General features: G+C 71.1%; 17 protein-coding genes. 7 read left to right on the plus strand and 10 right to left on the minus strand.

Annotated elements, in window-relative coordinates:
• Nucleotides 1–2,137 (plus strand): ATP-binding cassette domain-containing protein (locus tag A5730_RS12245; RefSeq protein WP_197506238.1); only part of this gene is annotated, 2,137 nt, incomplete at its 5' end.
• Between the two features lies 1 nt (nucleotide 2,138).
• Nucleotides 2,139–4,643 (plus strand): ATP-binding cassette domain-containing protein, encoded by a 2,505-nt coding sequence (locus tag A5730_RS12250; protein WP_067900314.1) that lies wholly within the window; start codon nucleotides 2,139–2,141, stop codon nucleotides 4,641–4,643.
• A 5-nt stretch (nucleotides 4,644–4,648) separates the two neighbouring features.
• Here the strand turns inward: A5730_RS12250 and A5730_RS12255 are convergent, their stop codons facing one another.
• The 6 genes from A5730_RS12255 to A5730_RS12280 form a co-directional block, all read right to left on the minus strand.
• Nucleotides 4,649–5,200: a pentapeptide repeat-containing protein gene (locus A5730_RS12255; RefSeq protein ID WP_067900317.1), complete on the minus strand. Its 552-nt coding sequence runs from the start codon at nucleotides 5,198–5,200 to the stop codon at nucleotides 4,649–4,651.
• Nucleotides 5,197–5,790 carry an ATP/GTP-binding protein gene (locus tag A5730_RS12260; protein WP_067900321.1) on the minus strand — a complete coding sequence of 198 codons (594 nt, stop codon included), beginning with the start codon at nucleotides 5,788–5,790 and terminating at the stop codon, nucleotides 5,197–5,199. Before A5730_RS12260 ends, A5730_RS12255 begins: the two co-directional genes overlap by 4 nt.
• Complete coding sequence (locus tag A5730_RS12265; RefSeq protein WP_067900324.1) at nucleotides 5,771–6,145, minus strand: DUF742 domain-containing protein; 375 nt, start codon at nucleotides 6,143–6,145, stop codon at nucleotides 5,771–5,773. Before A5730_RS12265 ends, A5730_RS12260 begins: the two co-directional genes overlap by 20 nt.
• 6 nt (nucleotides 6,146–6,151) lie before the next feature.
• A complete protein-coding gene (locus tag A5730_RS12270; protein ID WP_067900327.1) occupies nucleotides 6,152–6,550 on the minus strand; it encodes a serine protease inhibitor in 399 nt (132 codons plus the stop codon).
• On the minus strand, nucleotides 6,547–9,291 hold the full coding sequence (locus A5730_RS12275; protein ID WP_067900371.1) for an ATP-binding protein: 2,745 nt from the start codon (nucleotides 9,289–9,291) through the stop codon (nucleotides 6,547–6,549). The genes A5730_RS12270 and A5730_RS12275 overlap by 4 nt, the downstream gene beginning before the upstream one ends.
• Before the next feature lie 238 nt (nucleotides 9,292–9,529).
• Entirely contained in the window at nucleotides 9,530–10,135 is a 606-nt protein-coding gene (locus A5730_RS12280) for a bifunctional 2-polyprenyl-6-hydroxyphenol methylase/3-demethylubiquinol 3-O-methyltransferase UbiG (RefSeq protein ID WP_067900330.1), read from the minus strand.
• Between the two features lie 17 nt (nucleotides 10,136–10,152).
• Between A5730_RS12280 and A5730_RS12285 the strand changes: the two genes are divergently transcribed.
• Nucleotides 10,153–10,617 (plus strand): tRNA (cytidine(34)-2'-O)-methyltransferase, encoded by a 465-nt coding sequence (locus tag A5730_RS12285; protein WP_067900332.1) that lies wholly within the window; start codon nucleotides 10,153–10,155, stop codon nucleotides 10,615–10,617.
• 36 nt (nucleotides 10,618–10,653) lie between these two features.
• Nucleotides 10,654–10,980 (plus strand): YciI family protein, encoded by a 327-nt coding sequence (locus A5730_RS12290; protein ID WP_067900336.1) that lies wholly within the window; start codon nucleotides 10,654–10,656, stop codon nucleotides 10,978–10,980.
• Here A5730_RS12290 and A5730_RS12295 read toward each other — a convergent pair whose 3' ends face one another.
• Complete coding sequence (locus tag A5730_RS12295) at nucleotides 10,981–11,625, minus strand: nitroreductase family protein (RefSeq protein WP_067900339.1); 645 nt, start codon at nucleotides 11,623–11,625, stop codon at nucleotides 10,981–10,983.
• Between the two features lie 22 nt (nucleotides 11,626–11,647).
• Here A5730_RS12295 and A5730_RS12300 point away from each other — a divergent pair, with 22 nt between their 5' ends.
• The gene (locus A5730_RS12300; RefSeq protein ID WP_067900342.1) at nucleotides 11,648–12,064 is read left to right on the plus strand and encodes a TIGR03667 family PPOX class F420-dependent oxidoreductase; all 417 of its coding nucleotides are present in this window, start codon (nucleotides 11,648–11,650) and stop codon (nucleotides 12,062–12,064) included.
• Nucleotides 12,065–12,068: 4 nt separating this feature from the next.
• Here the strand turns inward: A5730_RS12300 and A5730_RS12305 are convergent, their stop codons facing one another.
• Nucleotides 12,069–12,413: a hypothetical protein gene (locus tag A5730_RS12305; RefSeq protein ID WP_067900345.1), complete on the minus strand. Its 345-nt coding sequence runs from the start codon at nucleotides 12,411–12,413 to the stop codon at nucleotides 12,069–12,071.
• A gap of 209 nt (nucleotides 12,414–12,622) precedes the next feature.
• On the minus strand, nucleotides 12,623–15,913 hold the full coding sequence (locus A5730_RS12310; protein ID WP_067900348.1) for an error-prone DNA polymerase: 3,291 nt from the start codon (nucleotides 15,911–15,913) through the stop codon (nucleotides 12,623–12,625).
• 161 nt (nucleotides 15,914–16,074) lie between these two features.
• On the opposite strand from A5730_RS12310, the gene A5730_RS12315 reads away from it, so the two are divergent.
• Nucleotides 16,075–17,403 carry a wax ester/triacylglycerol synthase domain-containing protein gene (locus tag A5730_RS12315; protein ID WP_067900350.1) on the plus strand — a complete coding sequence of 443 codons (1,329 nt, stop codon included), beginning with the start codon at nucleotides 16,075–16,077 and terminating at the stop codon, nucleotides 17,401–17,403.
• Nucleotides 17,404–17,444: 41 nt separating this feature from the next.
• The gene (gene otsB, locus A5730_RS12320; protein WP_067900353.1) at nucleotides 17,445–18,572 is read left to right on the plus strand and encodes a trehalose-phosphatase; all 1,128 of its coding nucleotides are present in this window, start codon (nucleotides 17,445–17,447) and stop codon (nucleotides 18,570–18,572) included.
• Here otsB and A5730_RS12325 read toward each other — a convergent pair.
• Nucleotides 18,569–19,441: a MaoC family dehydratase gene (locus A5730_RS12325; RefSeq protein ID WP_055401301.1), complete on the minus strand. Its 873-nt coding sequence runs from the start codon at nucleotides 19,439–19,441 to the stop codon at nucleotides 18,569–18,571. The genes otsB and A5730_RS12325 overlap by 4 nt on opposite strands.
• Nucleotides 19,442–19,486: the final 45 nt, after the last annotated feature.

A 19,486-nucleotide genomic window follows, 5' to 3' on the forward strand; every position in this document is an offset into this window, starting at 1 on the left:
GTGCGCGCCCGCCCCCCCGGCCCAACCGATGTATGCCGGTGGCGGGCGCGCACCCGCTCCCCCGCCCGCCAGTTTCCAGCCACGCCCGCAGCCTGCCGGGGTGGCTTCGCCGCAGACCGAGATGTCGCGCAGCGCGGCGAAGCCGCCCGAGGTGGCCAACCTGGCGACGAAGATGTTCCAGGCGCTCATGCCGTCGCGATCCGGCGCGATGCCGAAGCCGTCCGGCGCGATCACGATCGGCCGGTCCACCGACAACGACATCGTCATCCAGGACGTGCTCGCCTCCCGCCATCACGCGTTCCTGACGCAGACGCCGCTGGGCACCGAGATCCGCGACGCGCACAGCGTCAACGGCACCTTCGTCAACGGCGTGCGGGTGGGGTCCGCGGTGTTGACCGAGGGCGACGTGGTCACCATCGGCAACGTCGACCTGGTGTTCACCCGCGACACCCTGCTGCGCCGCACCGAGGCCGCGACGCGCACCGGCGGCCTGGAAGTGAATTCCGTCTGCTACACCGTCGAGCAGAACAAGCAACTGCTCGACCACATCTCGCTGACCGCGCGGCCCGGCACGCTGACCGCCATCATCGGCGGCTCGGGCGCCGGCAAGACCACGCTGTCGCGAGTGATCGTGGGCTACACCAGCCCCACCTCGGGCTCGGTGACCTTCGAGGGCCACGACATCCACGCCGAGTACGCGACGATGCGCAGCCGGATCGGGATGGTCCCGCAGGACGACGTCGTGCACCGCCAGCTGACCGTCAACCAGGCCCTGAACTACGCCGCCGAGCTGCGGCTGCCGCCCGACACCAGCAAAGCGGAGCGGGCCCAGGTCGTCGCGCAGGTCCTCGAGGAACTCGACATGACCAAGCACGCCGAGACCCGGGTCGACAAGCTGTCGGGCGGGCAACGCAAGCGCGCCTCGGTGGCCCTCGAGCTGCTCACCCAGCCGTCGCTGCTGCTGCTCGACGAGCCGACGTCCGGCCTGGACCCGGCGCTGGACCGGCAGGTCATGCTGATGCTGCGCCAGCTCGCCGACGCCGGTCGCACGGTGCTGGTGGTGACCCACTCGGTGTCGTACCTCGACGTCTGCGACCAGATCCTGCTGGTCGCGCCGGGCGGCAAGACCGCCTTCTGCGGGCCCCCCGACCAGGTCGAGGCTGCCATGGGCACCCGCAACTGGGCCGACATCTTCGCCAAGGTGGGGGCCGACCCGGACGAGGCGAATCGCCGGTTCAAGGAGCGCGACCAGCAGTCGTCGCGGCCGCCCACCCCGCAAAGCCCGGCCGACCTGGGCGAGCCGCCGAAGACCGACCTGTGGCGGCAGCTGTCCACGATCGCCCGCCGCCAGGTGCGCCTCGTGGTCTCCGACCGCGGCTACACGATCTTCCTGGCGATCCTGCCGTTCCTCATCGGGGCGTTGTCGCTGACCGTGAAGGGCCCGCATCCCGGCCTCGGCCCCGCCGACCCGCTCGGCCCGGCGCCCACCCAACCGCAGTACATCATGGTGCTGCTGAACATCGGCGCCGTCTTCATGGGCACCGCCCTGACCATCCGCGACCTGATCGGCGAGCGCCCGATCTTCCGGCGGGAGCAGGCCGTCGGCCTGTCCACCACCGCCTACCTGCTGGCCAAGATCGCGGTGTTCTGCGTTTTCGCGACGCTGCAGGCGGCCATCGCGACCATCATCGTGCGGCTGGGTAAGGGCGCGCCGACCGCGCACCCGCCGTTCTTCGGCAACTCCACGTTCTCGCTGTTCGTCACCGTCGCGGGCACCTGCGTGGCGTCGGCGATGCTGGGGCTGCTGCTGTCGGCGCTGGCGCAGTCGAACGAACAGATCATGCCGCTGCTGGTGGTGTCGATCATGTCGCAGCTGGTGTTCTCCAGCGGGATGATCCCCGTCTATCAGCGCTTCGGCCTCGAACAGCTCGCATGGCTGACACCCGCTCGGTGGGGCTACGCCGCGGGCGCCTCGTCGATCGACTTTCCGTCGCTGGTGAAGGTGAAGCAGATCCCGACCAACGACCCGATCTGGCAGCACTCCAAGCACATCTTCGTGTTCGACATGCTCATGCTCGCGGCGCTGTCGATCGGCTATACCGCCTACGTCCGCTGGCACATCCGGCTGAAACGTTGACATGACGCAAGCCGCCGAGCCCGTGCTGACGGTTCGATCCGACCGGTCGAAGGGTAGCTTCGCGGCCGGCTGCGACGTGGTCGTCGGCAGCGACCTGCACGCGGACCTGCGGGTGGCGCATCCCCTGATCGCCCGCGCGCACCTGCTGCTGCGCTTCGACCGCGGCAAGTGGATCGCGCTGGACAACAATTCGCAGAACGGCGTGTACATCGGCGGCCAGCGGGTGCCGCAGTTCGACATCGCCGACGGCCAGACCGTCAACCTCGGCAGGGCCGACGGCCCGCGGATCACCTTCGAGGTCGGCCACCACACCGGGTCCGTCGGCATGCTGCCGCCGACGACCGAGGCGATCCCGGTCATCGCCCCGCCGCGGCAACCCTCGGCCCAGCCGCCGCGCCCGTACCAGTGGGAGGGCCCGCAGCGCACCACCGCCGTGCCGATCGTCCGGCCGGACGCCGGCACCCGGGCGGTGCCGCAGGCGGGCGGGCCGCCCGTTGCGATCCCACCGACCGAGATCGGCGTGAGCGGCCAACGGGCGGAGTTCCCGACCACGCGGGTGAAGAACCTGGGCCCCGACTCGGACCGCGCGACCGACCGGCCCGGACGCGCCGCCTGGATCGGTCGCGCGCTCGACAACGACATCGTCATCCACGACGTGCTGGCCTCGCGCCACCACGCGTTCCTGACCCTGACGCCGGCGGGACCCGAGATCCGGGACGCCCACAGCAGCAACGGCACCTTCGTCAACGGCGTCAAGGCCGCGTCCGCGGTGCTGTCCGAGGGCGACGTGGTGACGATCGGCAACGTCGACCTGGTGTTCTCCGGCGGCATCCTGGTCCGCCGCCAGGAGGCGGCGGCGCGCACCGGCGGCCTGGAGGTGCGCGGCGTCGACTTCAGCATCAACGGCAAGAACCTGCTGGAGCGGATCTCCCTGACGGCCCGCCCGGGCACGCTGACCGCCCTGATCGGCGGGTCCGGGGCGGGCAAGAGCACGCTGTCGCGGTTGATCGCCGGGTACGCGACCCCGACCTCCGGGGTGGTCACGTTCGAGGGGCACAACATCCACACCGAGTACGCGTCGCTGCGCACCCGGATCGGGATGGTCCCCCAGGACGACGTCGTGCACCGCCAGCTGACGGTAACCCAGGCGCTGGGCTACGCGGCCGAGCTGCGGCTGCCGCCCGACACCAGCAAGGCCGACCGCGAACAGGTGGTCGCCCAGGTGCTCGACGAGCTGGGGCTGACCCAGCACGCCGACACCCGCGTCGACAAGCTCTCCGGCGGGCAGCGCAAGCGCGCCTCGGTGGCCCTCGAGCTGATCACCGGGCCGTCGCTGCTGATCCTCGACGAGCCGACCTCCGGCCTGGACCCGGCGCTGGACCTGCAGGTGATGACGATGCTGCGCCAGCTGGCCGACGCGGGCCGGGTGGTGCTGGTGGTCACCCACTCCCTGACCTACCTCGACGTCTGCGACCAGGTGCTGCTGATGGCGCCCGGCGGCAAGACGGCGTTCCTGGGGCCGCCCGACCAAATCGGGGCGGTCATGGGCACCACCAACTGGGCGCAGATCTTCGCGAAGGTGGGCGCCGACCCCGACGAGGCCAACCGCCGTTTCCTGGCGCAGAACAAGCCGCCGCCGGCGGTGGAGAACGAGGCGCCGGCCGACCTGGATGTCGCGCCGGGCACCAGCATGCGTCGCCAGTTCTCCACCATCGCCCGCCGCCAGGTTCGGCTGGTGGTCTCCGACCGCGCCTACTTCGTGTTCCTCACGCTGCTGCCGTTCGTGATGGGTGCGCTGTCGCTGACCGTGCCCGGCCACACCGGTTTCGGCTACGCCGATCCGACCAGCGAATCGGCCGGCGAGGCCGGGACGATTTTGACGCTGCTCACCATGGCCGCGGCGTTCATGGGCACCGCGCTGACCATTCGCGACCTCATCGGCGAGCGCCCGATCTTCCGGCGGGAGCAGGCGGTCGGGCTGTCGACCACGGCCTACCTGCTGGCCAAGGTCGCGGTGTTCTGTGCGTTCGCCGTCGTCCAAGCGGCCATCGCGACGGCAATCGTGGTGGCGGGCAAGGGCACGCCGAAGCGGCCGGCCGTGCTGCTGGGCAACGCCACGCTGGAGCTGTTCGTCGCCGTCGCGGCGACGTGCGTGGCGGCGGCGATGCTGGGCCTGCTGCTGTCGGCGCTGGCGCGCTCCAGCGAACAGATCATGCCGCTGCTGGTGGTGTCGCTGATGATGCAGATGGTGCTCTCCGGCGGGATGGTGCCGGTGACCAACCGGATCTTCCTCGACCAGCTGTCCTGGCTGGTGCCGTCGCGGTGGGGGTACGCCGCGCAGGCGTCGACCGTCGATCTGTGGACGGTGGCGCCCGGCCCGCAGAGCCCGCGCGACAGCCACTTCAAGCACACCGCCGGCGCCTGGCTGTTCGACATGGGCATGCTCGTGGGACTGTCGATCGCGTACACCGCCGTGGTGCGGTGGCGGATCCGGCTCAAGCACTGAGCCGCTCAGCCGTCGAGCCGCAACCCCTGAGCCGCCGCGAAGGCGACGGCCTGACCGACGTCCACGCGCGCCCCCGTCAGCCTCGCGGTTCGCCACAGCGAGGCATCCACGGTCGCGCCGCGCAGGTCGGCGTCGTCCAGCCGGGCGCCCGTCGCCCGCGCGCCGGACAGGTCGGCGCCGCGCAACACCGCCTTGCGCAGGTCCGCCTCCACCAGGCTGGCCTCGCGCAATCGGCAGCCACTCAGGTCGACGCCCCGCAGGTCGTTACCGCCGAGCACCGCGAGCGTGAAGTCCACCTCGTCGAAGACGATCGGCCGCAGCCGGCACTGCACGAAGACCGACCCCAGCATGCTGCATTGCGCAAACGTGCTGTGCCACAACGACGTTCGCTGGAAGGTGCAATTGCGAAACGCCGAACCGCGGTGTTGCGACTCGGCCAGGTTCGCGCCGCTGAAGTTGCACTGGTCGAACACGGCCCGTTCGGTGCGCAGCCGGCTGAGGTCTGAGTCGGTGAAATCGTGGCCGGTGAATTCGCGATCTACCCAGGGCCCGGTCAACTGGCGAGAGTGGTCAGCGCGTATTCGCTCACCGCGATCAAGGCGTCGGTCGCCGACCGGCGGTCCCGGGCGTCGACCGTGATCACCGGGATGTGCGCGGGCAAGGTGAGCGCCTCGCGCACCTCGGCGACGGGGTAGCGCGGTGCGCCGTCGAACTCGTTGACCGCGACCAAGAACGGCAGGTTGCGGTGCTCGAAGAAGTCGACCGCGGCGAAGCTGTCCTCCAGGCGCCGGCAGTCCACCAACACGATCGCCCCGATGGCGCCGCGGACCAGGTCGTCCCACATGAACCAGAACCGGCGCTGCCCCGGCGTCCCGAACAGGTAGAGCACCAGATCCTCTTCGAGGGTGATCCGGCCGAAGTCCATCGCGACGGTGGTGGTCCGCTTGTCCGGGGTGGCCTCCAGCGCGTCGACGGCGGTTGAGGCGTCGGTGAGCATCGCCTCGGTGCGCAGCGGCATGATCTCCGACACCGCACCGACGAAAGTCGTTTTGCCGGCGCCGAATCCGCCCGCGATGACGATCTTGGTCGATGCGTGGGCGGAATCGGAGTGCACGTCGGGCTGCGCCTCAGAGTGCCTTAAGGCCACGCAGGGTCCTTCCTATCAGTTCGTGGCGCTCATCCCTTGTCGAACGCTCGGACAACGTCCTATGCACCCGAAGGTAGCCGGACAACACCAGATCGCCGACGAGGACGCGCGTGACGCCGAGCGGCAGATCGAGTCGGGCCGAGATCTCCGCGACCGAAGGGCTGGCGACGCACAGTTGGATGATCTTGCCTTTCGCGTCGTCGGGCGGCCACTTGTGGGCCAGGCCGGCCTGCAGCGTCTGGATCGGCGCTTCCACGGGAAGGTCGACGTCGGTGCCGGTCCGTCCGGACGTCAGGGTGTACGGGCGGACCAGGTTGCCGCTACGCGGGCTCGGCCGGGGCTCGAATTCGTCCATCGCGGCTCACGAGACGCCAGACCGGCGGGTGGACTGCACCACGCCGCCGACGCGCTCGACCAGGATGGCCATCTCGTAACCGATCTGACCGATGTCGCACGACGCCTCGGCCAGCGTGGCCAGGTGCGAGCCGTCCCCGACGCGCATCAGCAGCAGGTAGCCGTTCTGCATCTCGACCACCGATTGCAGCACCTGGCCGCCCTCGAACAGCTGGGCCGCGCCGGTCGCGAGGCTGGCCAGGCCGGACGCCACCGCGGCCAGCTGGTCGGCGCGCTCGCGCGGCAGGTGTTCGCTGGCGGCGATGGGCAGCCCGTCCACGGAGACCAACAAGGCGTGCGCCACGCCGGGGACCTCGCGGGCGAACCGCGTCACCAGCCAGTCGAGAGAACTTCCGGGTGCGCTCATTCCTGATCGGACCCTTGCGCGTCGCGGGCGTGCGACCGGCCGGTGCGCACCCCGCCGAAGTGACTACTGAACGACGCGCGAACCGCCTCGGGATCACGCGCCGCGGCCGCGTGCTGCGGTTCCCGAGCGGAGTCCGGCTGGTCCGGCTCGGGCAGGCTCGTCCCGTTGGCCGCCCCCGGCACCAGCCGGGCGCCGGGCGTGCGGACCGGCAGGCCGTGCTCGGCGGTGCGCGACTCGACGGGCTTGTCCTCGGCCGCGGCGGCCAGCGTCCAGCCGCGGTCCCACACCGACTGCCAGTCCAGGTCGGGGCTGTTGACCAGGTCGTGCGGGTCGCCCAGCATCTCCGACAGCATGCGCCGGTAGATCACGTCGTCATCGGCCGCCTGGGTGGCGGGCTGGGCGGCGGCCTTGGGTGCGGGCGGGATCGACGGGCCGGGCGCGCTCGGAGTCGCCGGCTTGTCGGCCTCCCGGGACCGCGCGGCGAAGAACGCCGACGTGTCCGACGCCGCCCGCGCCGGCTGGGGCGCTTCAGGTTTCGGCTCCGAAGCCGGCGGCGCCGCCCCCCCGGCCGGCGCGGCCGGGGTGCCGCTCTCCCACCACGGGGTGGGCAGTTCGCGGCGCTGCCGCTGCGGCAGGCGCGCGGCGGGCGCGTCGGGCACCTCGGTGATGCCGCTGGAACCCGGATTGCGGCGCGGCAGCAGCGTGACGGACGGCGCGGCCTCCTGGGCGGCCGGCTCCGGCTTGCGTTCCGCTTCCGGCGCCGGGGCCGCGGGTTGCGCGCTCGGCGAGGACACCGCCCGGATCCGGGCCACCCGGGCGGGCTGGGCCGCGGCCGTGCCCTCGAGGATCGTCGGCGGCAGGTAGATCTCGGCGGTGGTGCCGGAGCCCGCCTCGTTGGCCGCCGGGCCGCGCAGCCCCACCCGGATGCCGTGCCGGGCCGCGATCCGGCCGACCACGAACAGGCCCATGTGCCGGGCGTTGTCGGGGCTGACCTCGCCGCCGGCCTGCAGCCGCATGTTGGCGATGCGGCGGTCGGTGTCGTTCATGCCCAGGCCGGAGTCGGCGACCCGCACCACGACTCCGCCGTCCCCGCCGCGGGCCGCCGACACCCGCACGGGCGTCGCGGGCGGCGAGTAGCGCAGGGCGTTGTCGATCAGCTCGGCGAACAGGTGGATCGCGCCGCCGGCGGCCGCGCCGATCAGCGTGGCGTTCTCGGGCAGCCCGGCGATTTCGACGCGGCGGTAGTCCTCGACCTCCGACACCGCGGCGTTGAGCACGGTCGACAGCGGCACCGGGTCGCGCTGGTCGCGGGCGAGCTGCGCGCCGGCCAGCACCAGCAGGTTGGCGCTGTTGCGGCGCAGCCGCGCGGCCAGGTGGTCCAGCCGGAACAGGCTGTCCAGGCGCTCGGGGTCCTCCTCGTTGCGCTCCAGCCGGTCGATCAGCGACAGCTGCTGGTCCACCAGCGACCGGCTGCGCCGCGACATGGTCTCGAACATGTCGTTGACCAGCAGCCGCAACCGGGCCTCGTCCCCGGCGAGCAGCAGGGCCTGGGTGTGCAGTTCGTCGACCGCGTGCGCGACCTGGCCGATCTCCTCGGTGGTGTACACCGGCAGCGGCTCCGGCGTCGGCTCGGCGCCGCCGGCCTTGACCCGGGCGATCTCCTCCTCGAGGTCGGTGTGGGCCACCTTGAGGGCGCCGTCGCGCAGGATCCGCAAGGGCCGCACCAGCGCGCGCGCCACCAGCAGCACGACCACCAGCGCGACCACGATGGCGGACAGCACCAGGACGGTGTCGAGGATCGCGGCGTTGCGCTTGTCGGCGGCCTGGGCGTGCACGGCCTTGGTTACCGACGCGGTGGCGTCCTTGATCACTTGATCGGCGATGTCGTCGGTGGTTTGGATCGAGCGCAGCAGGTCGGCGTTGTCGACGAGCACGCTGGCCGGATCGGACATGATCGCCATCCGGGTCACCAGCTGCTCCTGCAGGGTCTTGGCCGCGGGTGAACCGGCGCCGAGGACCTCGCTCATCCCGAACAGCGTCGACGGCTCGGTGCCGGCCAGGGTGATCATCGAGGTGCGCAGCTGCGGCTCGGGCAGGTCGGCGCCGCGGGTGACGAGGATCCTCTGCATGGTCATCTGCCCGCGGGCACCGACCGCCCGGCTCAGGCCCTGGGTCTGGGCGCGGATCTTCTCGTCGTCGACGCGCACCGACGCGTTGATGACGTCCTCGGCATTCAGCAGGATCGGGGCGTAGAGGGTCACCCGCTCCCGCAAACCGAGGCCGTTGTCGGACGCCTTGTTCACCAGCATCTGACCGCCGTCGAGCAGGTTGTTCACCCCCGACCGGACCTCGGGGGTCACGTCGGTGTCGCGCAGCCGGGTGTCCAGCTCGTACTTGCGGGCCTCAAAGTTCTTCTTGGCGCCGTCGACGTCGCGCCCGGTGCTGCCCGCCAGCAGGGCGACGTCCAGGGCCGACATGTACTTGGTGACCACCGGCACCAGGTCCGCGCGGGCGGCGGCCAGCCGCAGCCCGCTCGAGTTCGCCATCGCGCCCTGGATCCGCAGCGCCCCGAACGCCGTCGCCAGCACCAGCGGGACCAGCACAATCGCCAGGACCTTCCACCGGACCGGCCAGTTGCTCAGCGACCAGGTCGGGGGGCGTTTGGCCGGCGCCGGGTCGGCGTGGACCTGCGGCGAATCGGACTGGACCGCCTCGGCCGCGTGGGCCGGGCGGGCGAACATGGTCACGTCGCGGCGGCCGCGCGACCGGCCGCTGCGCTGATGGTCAGCGCTCGAGAAAACGAGAGGCTCATGAGACTTCCTGCTTTATCCACCCGTGCCACGCCAGAGGGGCGCGAGCGCGTCAACGTGGCAATCCGACGAGTATGACAGCCCGCGGTCCAGGTCACCACAGTCCGTACTGAGCAGACAGGCTCCTCCAGGTGGTGCCGCGCACGGGCGGACGATCCTGGCAAACCCCCTAAGCCGGGCGGAGGACCGCGACGAGGAAGTCCGAGTCATCGGTGAACGGGCGGAGATCCCAGGTGGACAGCAGCAGATCGGGCTCGAACCCCGCGGCCGTCGCATCGCCCAGGAACTCGGCGAACCCATAGTCGCGGCCGGCGCCGAAGCCGATCGCCGCCCGGCCCTGCCCGCCGAGGTGGGCGCGCAGCCGGCCGAGCACCCGGACCCGGGTGCTCGGGGCGAGGAACGTCATCACGTTGCCGGCGGACACGATCACGTCGAACGGTTCGGCGATGCCGCGCGCGGGCAGGTCGAGCTCGGCGAGGTCGCCGACCAGCCAGCGCGGGCCGGGGTGATCCTGCTCGGCCGCTTCGATCAGCGCCGGGTCGACGTCGACGCCGACGACGTCGTGGCCGGCGGCGGCCAGGTACCCGCCGAGGCGGCCGGGCCCGCAACCGGCGTCAAGGATGCGGGCACCGCGCGGCGCCATCGCGTCCACGAAGCGGGCCTCGCCGGCCAGGTCGTCGCCGGCGCGGGCCATCGCCCGGAACCGCTCGATGTACCAACGCGAATGTCCTGGATCGGCAGCGACTTTCTGCATCCAGAGGCTCTGCTCGACCATGCGACCATTATCGCGTTGTGTTCAAGCTGATGTTTTACTGCCCGCGCATCCCCCCGAACACGGGCAACGCGATCCGGACCGCGGCGGCGACGGGCTGCGAACTGCACCTGGTCGAGCCGATGGGCTTCGACCTGTCCGAGCCCAAGCTGCGGCGGGCCGGGCTGGACTACCACGACCTGGCGTCGGTCACCGTCCACGCCTCGCTCGCGGACGCGTGGGAGGCGCTCACGCCGGCCCGGGTGTTCGCGTTCACGTCGCACGCGCCCACGTCGTTCGCGGAGGTCCTCTACCGGGCGGGCGACGTGTTGATGTTCGGGCCCGAGCCCACCGGGCTGGACGCCGCGACGCTGGCCGACGAGCACATCACCGAGCAGGTGCGCATCCCGATGCTGGCCGGCCGCCGCTCGCTGAACCTGTCCAACGCCGCGGCCGTCGCCGTCTACGAGGCCTGGCGCCAGCACGGCTACCCGGGCGGTGTCTAGCGATGAGTTCCGCGGCCGGCGGCAGTCAGCATTGATATGCCCACCTTCATCACGATCGGTTACGGCGAAGCTGCCGGATACCACCAGTTGAGCGACGACCGCAGACGCGCCGCGCACGCTCGCGACGACGAGCTCAGCGCGGCCGGCGCACTTGTCGGCCGAGCCGGACACCCCGTGCAGGTGCGCAACCCGGACGGCGCGGGCGTGCGGATCGAGCCCGGCCCCTTCCTCCGATCGGCGTTGCCGATCGCGGGGTTCGCGGTGGTCGAGGCCGAGGACATCGACGCGGCGATCGAGCGGGTGAGCCAGACGCCGTGTGCGGTCGCGCACGGGGTCGTCGAGGTTTGGCCGCTGCAAACCTGATTACCAGGTGTTCCAGTGGGTGAGCTGCTCGGCGGGCAGCCGCTTGGCCGGGCGGAAGTCGGTGCCCTTGGTGTAGGCGATGGGGAACAACCCGCCCTGGCTGTACTCGTCGTACGGAATGCCCACCACGTCGGCGACCTGCTTTTCACCGTCACCGAGCAGGTGCAGCGTCGTCCAGCACGACCCCAGCCCGCGTGAGCGCAGCGCCAGGCAAAAGCTCCACACCGCCGGGAACAGCGACGCCCAGAACGACACGCCGCCCAGCGGCTGCTTCTCCTCCCGGCCAAAGATGCAGGGAATCAGCAACACCGGCGCCTCGTGCATGTGTTCGGCCAGGTAGGTCGCGGAGTCGCGCACCTTGCCCATCCGCTCCCCGCGGGTGTCCCCCTCGGCGTACTCGGGAGCGGGTGAGCTCAGGTAGGCCCGGGCGTTCTTCAGGTAGACGTCGCCGATCGCCTTCTTCTTTTCAGCGTCCTCGACGAACACCCACTGCCAGCCCTGGGAATTGGATCCGGTGGGCGCCTGCAGCGCCAGGTCGAGGCATTCCATCAGCACCTCGCGGGGCACCGGCTTGTCGAAGTCGAGGCGTTTGCGGACCGAGCGGGTGGTGGTGAGGACTTCGTCGACGGACAAGTTGAGGGTCATGTTTGGAGGTTACATTCGGCCTATGAGCGTCGAACTGACACAAGAGGTTTCCCAGCGGCTCGAGTCGGACAACTTCGGCTGGCTGACCACCGTCGCCAAATCGGGTCAACCGGTTCCCCGGCTGGTCTGGTTTTACTTCGACGGCACCCGGCTGACCGTGTACACGTTGCCGCAAGCCGCCAAAGTCGCCCATATCAAAAGGCATCCCGAGGTGAGCCTCAATTTGGATTCCGACGGCAGCGGCGGCGGCATCATCGTCATCGGGGGCACCGCGACGGTCGACGCGACCGGCGTGAACTGCCGGGACGACGCGCCCTACTGGGCGAAATACCGGGCGCTCGCCGAGGAATTGGAGTCCCAGACGGGCATGTCGATGGAGGCGTTCAGCACCCGATTGGCGATCACCCCGACCCGGGTCTGGACGACACCGGAGGCCTAGTCGGTCAGCTTGCGGGCGGGGGCGGCTCGCCGGGCGGGATCGCCCCGCCGCAGCCGCCCGGCGGAGGCGGCCCCGGCAGGGGTTCGTCGCCGCCGACGCAGTCGTAATAGAACTGCGGGCCGACTATCCAGGTTTTCATCCACTGGTGCCAAAACGAGCCGTCGGGATACTTCTCGCCGTCGCACACGGCCAGATTGCCGTAACCCCATCGACCGCCCGGGCAGAAGCCCTTCGTCATGTCCGGCTGGTGCGGGTCCGGCGGATCGGCGCTGGCGGCCGCGGGCGAAAGCACAAGCGCCGCAGCACAACCCAGTATCGCGGCGCCGTGGTGAACGGGCTTGAATTTCATTTCGACTCCCTTGACACACTCGATCAATACAGCCGATTCCCAGCGATCTGTTTCCAGTAGCGTACGGCGCGGCGCATTTGCCGTATGCCTTTCCGCGCAAACGGGCTCGACAACGCTTCGGCTGCGCCGAACGTGCAGCCACGGCGAAAATGTCGCCAAAACCTCGCCGCCAGTGCACGTTCGGCGCGGTGGCCTTGGCGGGTGGCGGCTCAGCGGAAGTCGCGCGACTTCGAGCCGACCGCCAGCGTGATGCGCCCCAGCCGCTCGGCGACGACGGTGACGGCGCCGCTGGCGTTTTGGACCTGGCCGCGCACCAGCATCGCCGGGGCGGTGTTGGCCAGCTTGCGGTGCCGCGCCCACACCGCCGGCGTGCACAGCACGTTGACCATTCCGGTCTCGTCCTCGAGGTTGAGAAACGTCACCCCCTGGGCCGTGCCGGGCCGCTGCCGGTGGGTCACCGCACCGGCGATCAGCACCCGATCGCCGTCGGGCACCGATCCCAGCTTCTCGGCGGGCACCACACCCATCGCGTCCAGATCCGCCCGCAGGAACTGCGTCGGGTAACTGTCCGGGGAGACGCCGGTGGCCCACACGTCGGCCGCGGCCAGTTCCAGCTCGCTCATCCCGGGCAGCGCCGGGATGTGGGACGACGAGCCCACGCCGGGCAGGCGGTCCGGGCGTTGGGTGGCGGCCGCCCCCCCCCCCCCCAACGCCTCGCGCCGGGACATGGAAAAGCAGCCCAGCGCACCGGCCGTCGCCAGCGCCTCGGTCTGCGGCACCGACAGCTGCAGCCTGGTGGTCAGGTCCAGCAGGGAAGCGAAGGCGCCGTTGGTCTTTCGCTCCTGCACCAGCCGCTCGGCGAGGTCGTCGCCGATGTGCCGCACGGCGCCAAGGCCCAGGCGCACCTCCGTCCCGCCGTTCTCGAGGGTGGCGTGCGCCAGGCTGGCGTTGACGTCCGGCCCGTGCACCGTGACGCCGTGCCGGCGCGCGTCGGCCACCAGCGACTGGGGCGAATAAAAGCCCATCGGCTGCGCGCGCAGCAGCGCCGCGCAGAACGCCGCCGGGTGGTGCAGCTTGAACCACGACGAGTAGAACACCAGCGACGCGAAGGACAGCGCGTGGCTCTCCGGGAAGCCGAAATTGGCGAAGGCTTCCAGCTTTTCGTAGGTCCGGTCGATCACCTCGTCGGGGGCGCCGTGCAGCGCGCGCATGCCCTCGTAGAACCGCCCGCGCAGCCGCCGCATCCGTTCGGTGGAGCGCTTAGACCCCATGGCGCGCCGCAGCTGGTCGGCCTCGGCGGCCGAAAAGCCGGCGCAGTCCACCGCCAGCTGCATCAACTGCTCCTGAAAGAGCGGCACCCCCAACGTCTTTCGTAGCGCCGGTTCCATGGACGGGTGGTCGTAGGTCACCGGGTCCAGGCCGTTGCGCCGGCGGATGTAGGGGTGCACCGATCCGCCCTGGATGGGGCCGGGGCGGATCAGCGCGACCTCCACCACCAGGTCGTAGAAGATCCGCGGCCGCAGCCGGGGCAACGTGGCCATCTGCGCCCGCGACTCCACCTGGAACACGCCGACGGAATCGGCGCGGGCCAGCATCGCGTACACCGCCGGCTCGGAGAGGTCGAGGCGGGCCAGGTCAACCTCGATCCCCTTGTGCTCGGCTACCAGGTCGATGGCGTAGTGCAGCGCCGAGAGCATGCCCAGCCCGAGCAGGTCGAACTTCACCAAACCGATTGCCGCGCAGTCGTCCTTGTCCCACTGCAGGACGCTGCGATTCTCCATGCGCGCCCACTCCACCGGGCACACATCGGCGATCGGGCGGTCGCAGATCACCATGCCGCCGGAGTGAATGCCCATGTGCCGCGGCAGGTTCCGGATCTGGTTGGCCAGGTCGATCACCTGCGGCGGGATGCCCTCGACGTCGGGCGAATCGGCCAACCCGTTCCAGTGGCCGATCTGTTTGCTCCACGCGTCCTGCTGCCCCTGCGAGAAGCCCAGGGCGCGGGCCATGTCGCGCACCGCGATCCGGCCCCGGTAGGTGATGACGTTGGCGACCTGGGCGGCGTAGTCGCGGCCGTATTTGTCGTAGACGTACTGAATGACCTTCTCGCGCTGGTCCGACTCGATGTCCATGTCGATGTCGGGCGGCCCGTCGCGGGCGGGCGACAGGAACCGCTCGAACAGCAGCTCGTTGGCCACCGGATCCACCGCGGTGACGCCGAGGGCATAGCAGACCGCGGAATTGGCCGCCGATCCCCTGCCCTGGCACAGGATGTTGTTCTCGCGGCAGAACCGGGCGATGTCGTGCACCACCAGGAAGTAGCCCGGAAACGTCAGCCGTTCAATGACTTTCAGTTCATGCTCGATCTGGGCGTAGGCGCGTGACGCCCTGTCGGGCGGCCCGTAACGGTCCCGCGCCCCCACCATGGTCAGCTGCCGCAGCCAGCTGTCCTCGGTGTGCCCGGCGGGCACGTCGAAGGGTGGCAGCTGCGGCGCGATGAGCGCCAGCCCGAACGCGCACTGCTCGCCGAGCTCGGCGGCGGCGGTCACCGCGTCGGGGCCCCCAAAAGGCACCTGCGCGAACAGCCGGGCCATCTCCTCGCCGGACCGCAGGTGCGAACCACCCAGCGGGGCCAGCCATCCGGCCGCGGTGTCCAGGGACTGCCGCGCCCGGATGGCACCCATCGCCATGGCCAGCCGGCGGCGCGACGGCCCCGCGAAATGCGCCCCGGTGGTGGCGACCACGCCGACGCCGAAGCGGGGCGCCAGCCCGGCCAGCGTCGCGTTGCGTTCGTCGTCGAGCGGGTGACCGTGGTGGGTCAACTCGATGCTGACCCGGTGTGCGCCGAACCGGTCCACCAGATCGGCCAGCGCCCGCTCCGCGGCCTCCGGTCCTTGCGACAACGCTTGGCGGACATGGCCTTTGCGGCACCCGGTCAGGATGTGCCAGTGGCCGCCGGCCGCCTCGGTGAGCGCGTCGAGGTCATAGCGCGGCTTGCCCTTCTCCCCGCCGGCCAGGTGCGCCGCGGCCAGCTGCCGCGACAGCCGCCGGTAGCCCTCCGGGCCGCGGGCCAGCACCAGCAGGTGCGGGCCGGGCGGATCGGGCGTCTCGGTGCGGGCGCCCGGCCCCAGCGACAGCTCGGCGCCGAACACCGTGCGCAGGTCGAGTTCGGCGGCCGCCTCGGCGAACCGCACCGCCCCGTACAGGCCGTCGTGATCGGTGAGCGCCAGGGCGCGCAGGCCCAGCCGGGCAGCCTCCTCGACCATCTCCTCCGGCGTGCTGGCCCCGTCGAGGAAGCTGAACGCCGAATGCGCGTGCAACTCGGCATAAGCGACCGACGTGTGGGCCGGCCGGGCGTCGTCCGGCGGCCGGTACGTGCCGCGCTTGGACGACAGGGGGGCATCCTCCCCGGGGACCACCGGCACGCCGGCGTGGCGCGGCTTGCTGTCGAGGACGCGCTCCATCTCCGCCCAGCTCGGCGGACCGTTAAACCAGCCCACCGCGCCAGTCTATCGAATGTTTGTTCGAATTACCTCCGGCGCAGGACAACCGTTGTTAAACCGATCGTCAACTCCTAAACAAGCTCTTAACGCCGCGGGCCTACCGTGGGCGCGCGGGCCGGCGGACACTGGTACGAGGGCAGATTGGCGGCGGGGAGAACATGGCGCAGGTGAGGTCACCGGACGCGGCGTTCTTCAACGCTCACGACGCCGACCAGCACGCCGGCCTGGCGATCGGCGCGGTCGCCATCGTCGACGGCGCCGCCCCCGATTACCGGCGTCTCGAAGCGCTTCTAGCGGAACGCATTCGGTCGATACCGCGCTGCACCCAGGTGCTGCCCGCGCACCCGGCGCACCAGGACTGGATCGACTGCGGCGAATTCGACCTCGCCCAGCACGTGCACCGGGTGGCGATCCCCCGGCCGGGTGACGACACCGAGCTGTCCCGGGCCATCGCCCTCGCCCTCGAGCGCCCCCTGGACCTCGACCGTCCGCCCTGGGAGTGCTGGATGATCGAGGGCCTCAAGGGCAACCGGTGGGCGATCCTGATGAAGATCCATCACCGCCTGCTGAACGGCAAGTCGCCCGCCCACCTGCTCAGCAGGCTTTGCGACGACGCCGACGACGCCACCTTCGCCGAACCCCCCGGTGCGAAACAGGTTTCACGCCCACCCGTGCGGCGGCCGGGCTGGGCCGACACGCTGTGGCGGGCGTCCTGGGCGACGACCGGGGCCGTCGTCGGCGCGGTCCTGCCCGGCCTGCGGACGCCCGACCGGGCCACCCTGCGGCGTTACGCCACGGTGCGGGTCCCGATCGCCGAGGTGGACCGCGTGTGCCGCAAATTCGGGGTGACCGTCAACGACGTCGCGCTCGCAGCCACCACCGAGGGCTTCCGGACGGTGCTGCTTGGCCGCGGCGAGGAGCCGCGGCCCGACTCGCTGCGTGCGCTGGTGCCGGCGCCGGTCCAATCGCCGTACCTGCCGGTCGAACACGACGACCCGGTCCAGCGGTTGCGGACCGTGCAGATCCGGTGGAAGGAAAGGGGAACCGGCCCGCCGCCGGCCCGCGGCATCCTCGAGTCCGCGCTCAATTCATTGCCAACGGTGTTGCGGGACAACGTCACTGCGTTGCTCTCCCGGCTGCCGCAACGCGCCATCGTGACGTTGGCGACCAGCGTGCCCGGGCCCCGTCACCGGCTGCGCCTGATGGGCCAGACGATGGAGCGCCTGCTGCCCATTCCCCCGACCGCCGTCCAGCTGAGCACCGGGGTCGCGGTGCTCAGCTACGGCGACGAGCTGGTGTTCGGCATCACCGCCGAGCCCGGCGCCGGGTTCGACGTCAAGCAATTGGCCGCCGGCATCGAACTGGGCATGGCACGGCTGGTGGCGCTCAGCGGTGACTCGGTGCTGTTGCTCAGCGATCGGCGCCGCAAGCGAACGTTTCCGCGCCGGGCACCGGGGCCGCGCCCGCCGGGGCAAGCGCGGCGCTGACCCACTCCCGCACGGCCCGGCCGGCGTGAGAAGGTTGGTTCATGCCAGATTCCGGGTCGGTGATCATCGACCCGCGCCGCCATGACGCGGTGCTGTTCGACGCGCCCGACCCCGTCCTGGATGCGCAACTGCGCGAGATCGGCGTCGGTGCCGCGGTTTTCTCCTCACCCGAGGACCTGTCGAGGGCGGCCGACGACCTGGGGGTGCGGCCCGGTCGATGCGCGGTGGTCACCGCCGACGCGGCGGGCGTCGCCGCCGCGCGGGCCGGCGGCTTCGCGTTGGTGATCGGCACCGGCCACGGCGAGGCATTGCGGGACGCCGGCGCGGACGCGGTCGTCACCGACCTGCGGGAGGTCGCCGTGCGAACCGGGGACCGGCGGATGTCGCAGTTGCCCGATGCGCTGGAAGCCCTCGACCACCTTGCCGCGCGGCGACCGGCGGTGTTCTTCGACTTCGACGGCACGCTGTCCGACATCGTCAACGATCCCGACGCCGCCGTCCCGGTCGCCGGCGCCACCGATGCCCTGCGGCAGCTGGCCGCGCGGTGTCCGGTCGCGGTGCTGTCGGGCCGCGACCTGGCCGACGTCACGAAACGGGTTGGTGTGCAAGGGATATGGTACGCCGGCAGCCACGGATTCGAGCTGACCGCGCCCGACGGCACGCACCACCAGAACGACGCGGCCGCGGCGGCCATTCCGGTGCTGGAGGGCGCGGCCGGCGAGCTGCGCGAACGACTGGGCGCCATCGACGGTGTCGTGGTGGAACACAAGCGCTTTGGGGTCGCCGTGCATTACCGCAACGCCGCCCGGGAGCGCGTCGGCGAGGTGGCGGCCGCGGTGCGCGCGGCAGGCCGCCGCGACGGCCTGCGGGTGACCACCGGCCGCGAGGTCATCGAGCTGCGCCCCGACCTGGACTGGGACAAGGGGAAAACGCTGCGCTGGGTGCTCGACCACCTGACCGAGGCCGAAGCGGGCACCCGGACGCCGGTCTATCTCGGCGACGACATCACCGACGAGGACGCATTCGACGCGGTCCACGACGGTGGCGTGCCAATCCTGGTGCGGCACTACGACGACGGGGACCGCGCCACCGCCGCGCAGTTCGCACTGGACAGCCCCGAGCGCGCCAGCGAGTTCACCGCCCGACTGGCGCGCGAGCTGTCCGGCTAGGCCTGCACGTATTCCGCCGCGCCGTCGTCGAGCACCACCCGGGGGCCGGAGCCTTCCGCCCCGGAGGCCTCGGTGCGGAACACCGCCTTGCCCGGCTCGGTTCGCCAGATCATGGTGGTCAACGTCTCGCCGGGGAACACCGGAGAGGTGAACCGCGCGGCGATCGAGGTGACATTGGCCGCGGTCCCGCCGCCGAGTTCGGCGACCAGCGCGCGGCCCGTCACCCCATAGCTGCACAGCCCGTGCAGGATCGGCTTCGGGAACCCGGCCAGCTCCCGCGCGAACCACGGGTCGCTGTGCAGCGGGTTGCGGTCACCGGAGAGCCGGTAGATCAGCGCCTGGTCTTCCCGGGTGGGCAACGCCACCCGGGCGTCGGGCTCGCGGTCGGGGATCTCCGGGGCCACCGGCCGCTGACCCGGCACGCCCCCGAACCCGCCCTCGCCCCGGATCACCAGGGTGGTGAGCGTCTCGGCGATCAGCTTCTCCGAGTCCGGGTCGGTGCCCCGGCCGCGCAACACCAGGATCGCGTTCTTGCCCTCGCCCTTGTCCTGGATGTCGGCGACCTCGGTGACCACCGACAGCTTCCCCGCCGGCGGCAGCGGCGCGTGCAACCGGATTTCCTGCGAGCCGTGTAACAGCATGGCCCAGTTGAACGTTCCGACCTTGCCGGCCGCCCCGAACGCCGGGCAGCAGATCACCGCGTAGGTGGGCAGCACCTGCTGATCGATGCCGTGGCTGTTCTCGGTGGTGAACGACAGGTCGTCCAGGCCGGCGCCGACGCCGAGCGCGTACAGCAGCGTGTCCCGGTCGGTCCACTCGAACAGCATCGGTTCGGTCACCGCGCCGACGGCACTCGGGTCAATCGCCATCTGAGTCTCCTTCGCAAGTAATTTCTCCACTTAACCATCGCAAAC

It is taken from the genome of Mycobacterium sp. ACS4054, assembly GCF_001667275.1.
Lineage (GTDB): Bacteria > Actinomycetota > Actinomycetes > Mycobacteriales > Mycobacteriaceae > Mycobacterium.

What these genes read in the sequence shown, in the direction of transcription:
- A5730_RS12290 (WP_067900336.1), top strand. Translation starts at nt 10,654, where the DNA reads ATGCCCACCTTCATCACGATCGGTTACGGCGAAGCTGCCGGATACCAC.
- otsB (WP_067900353.1), top strand. Translation starts at nt 17,445, where the DNA reads ATGCCAGATTCCGGGTCGGTGATCATCGACCCGCGCCGCCATGACGCG.
- A5730_RS12305 (WP_067900345.1), bottom strand. Translation starts at nt 12,413, where the DNA reads ATGAAATTCAAGCCCGTTCACCACGGCGCCGCGATACTGGGTTGTGCT.
- A5730_RS12270 (WP_067900327.1), bottom strand. Translation starts at nt 6,550, where the DNA reads ATGAGCGCACCCGGAAGTTCTCTCGACTGGCTGGTGACGCGGTTCGCC.
- A5730_RS12325 (WP_055401301.1), bottom strand. Translation starts at nt 19,441, where the DNA reads ATGGCGATTGACCCGAGTGCCGTCGGCGCGGTGACCGAACCGATGCTG.
- A5730_RS12295 (WP_067900339.1), bottom strand. Translation starts at nt 11,625, where the DNA reads ATGACCCTCAACTTGTCCGTCGACGAAGTCCTCACCACCACCCGCTCG.
- A5730_RS12275 (WP_067900371.1), bottom strand. Translation starts at nt 9,291, where the DNA reads ATGTTCGCCCGCCCGGCCCACGCGGCCGAGGCGGTCCAGTCCGATTCG.
- A5730_RS12300 (WP_067900342.1), top strand. Translation starts at nt 11,648, where the DNA reads ATGAGCGTCGAACTGACACAAGAGGTTTCCCAGCGGCTCGAGTCGGAC.
- A5730_RS12315 (WP_067900350.1), top strand. Translation starts at nt 16,075, where the DNA reads ATGGCGCAGGTGAGGTCACCGGACGCGGCGTTCTTCAACGCTCACGAC.
- A5730_RS12265 (WP_067900324.1), bottom strand. Translation starts at nt 6,145, where the DNA reads ATGGACGAATTCGAGCCCCGGCCGAGCCCGCGTAGCGGCAACCTGGTC.
- A5730_RS12250 (WP_067900314.1), top strand. Translation starts at nt 2,139, where the DNA reads ATGACGCAAGCCGCCGAGCCCGTGCTGACGGTTCGATCCGACCGGTCG.
- A5730_RS12280 (WP_067900330.1), bottom strand. Translation starts at nt 10,135, where the DNA reads ATGGTCGAGCAGAGCCTCTGGATGCAGAAAGTCGCTGCCGATCCAGGA.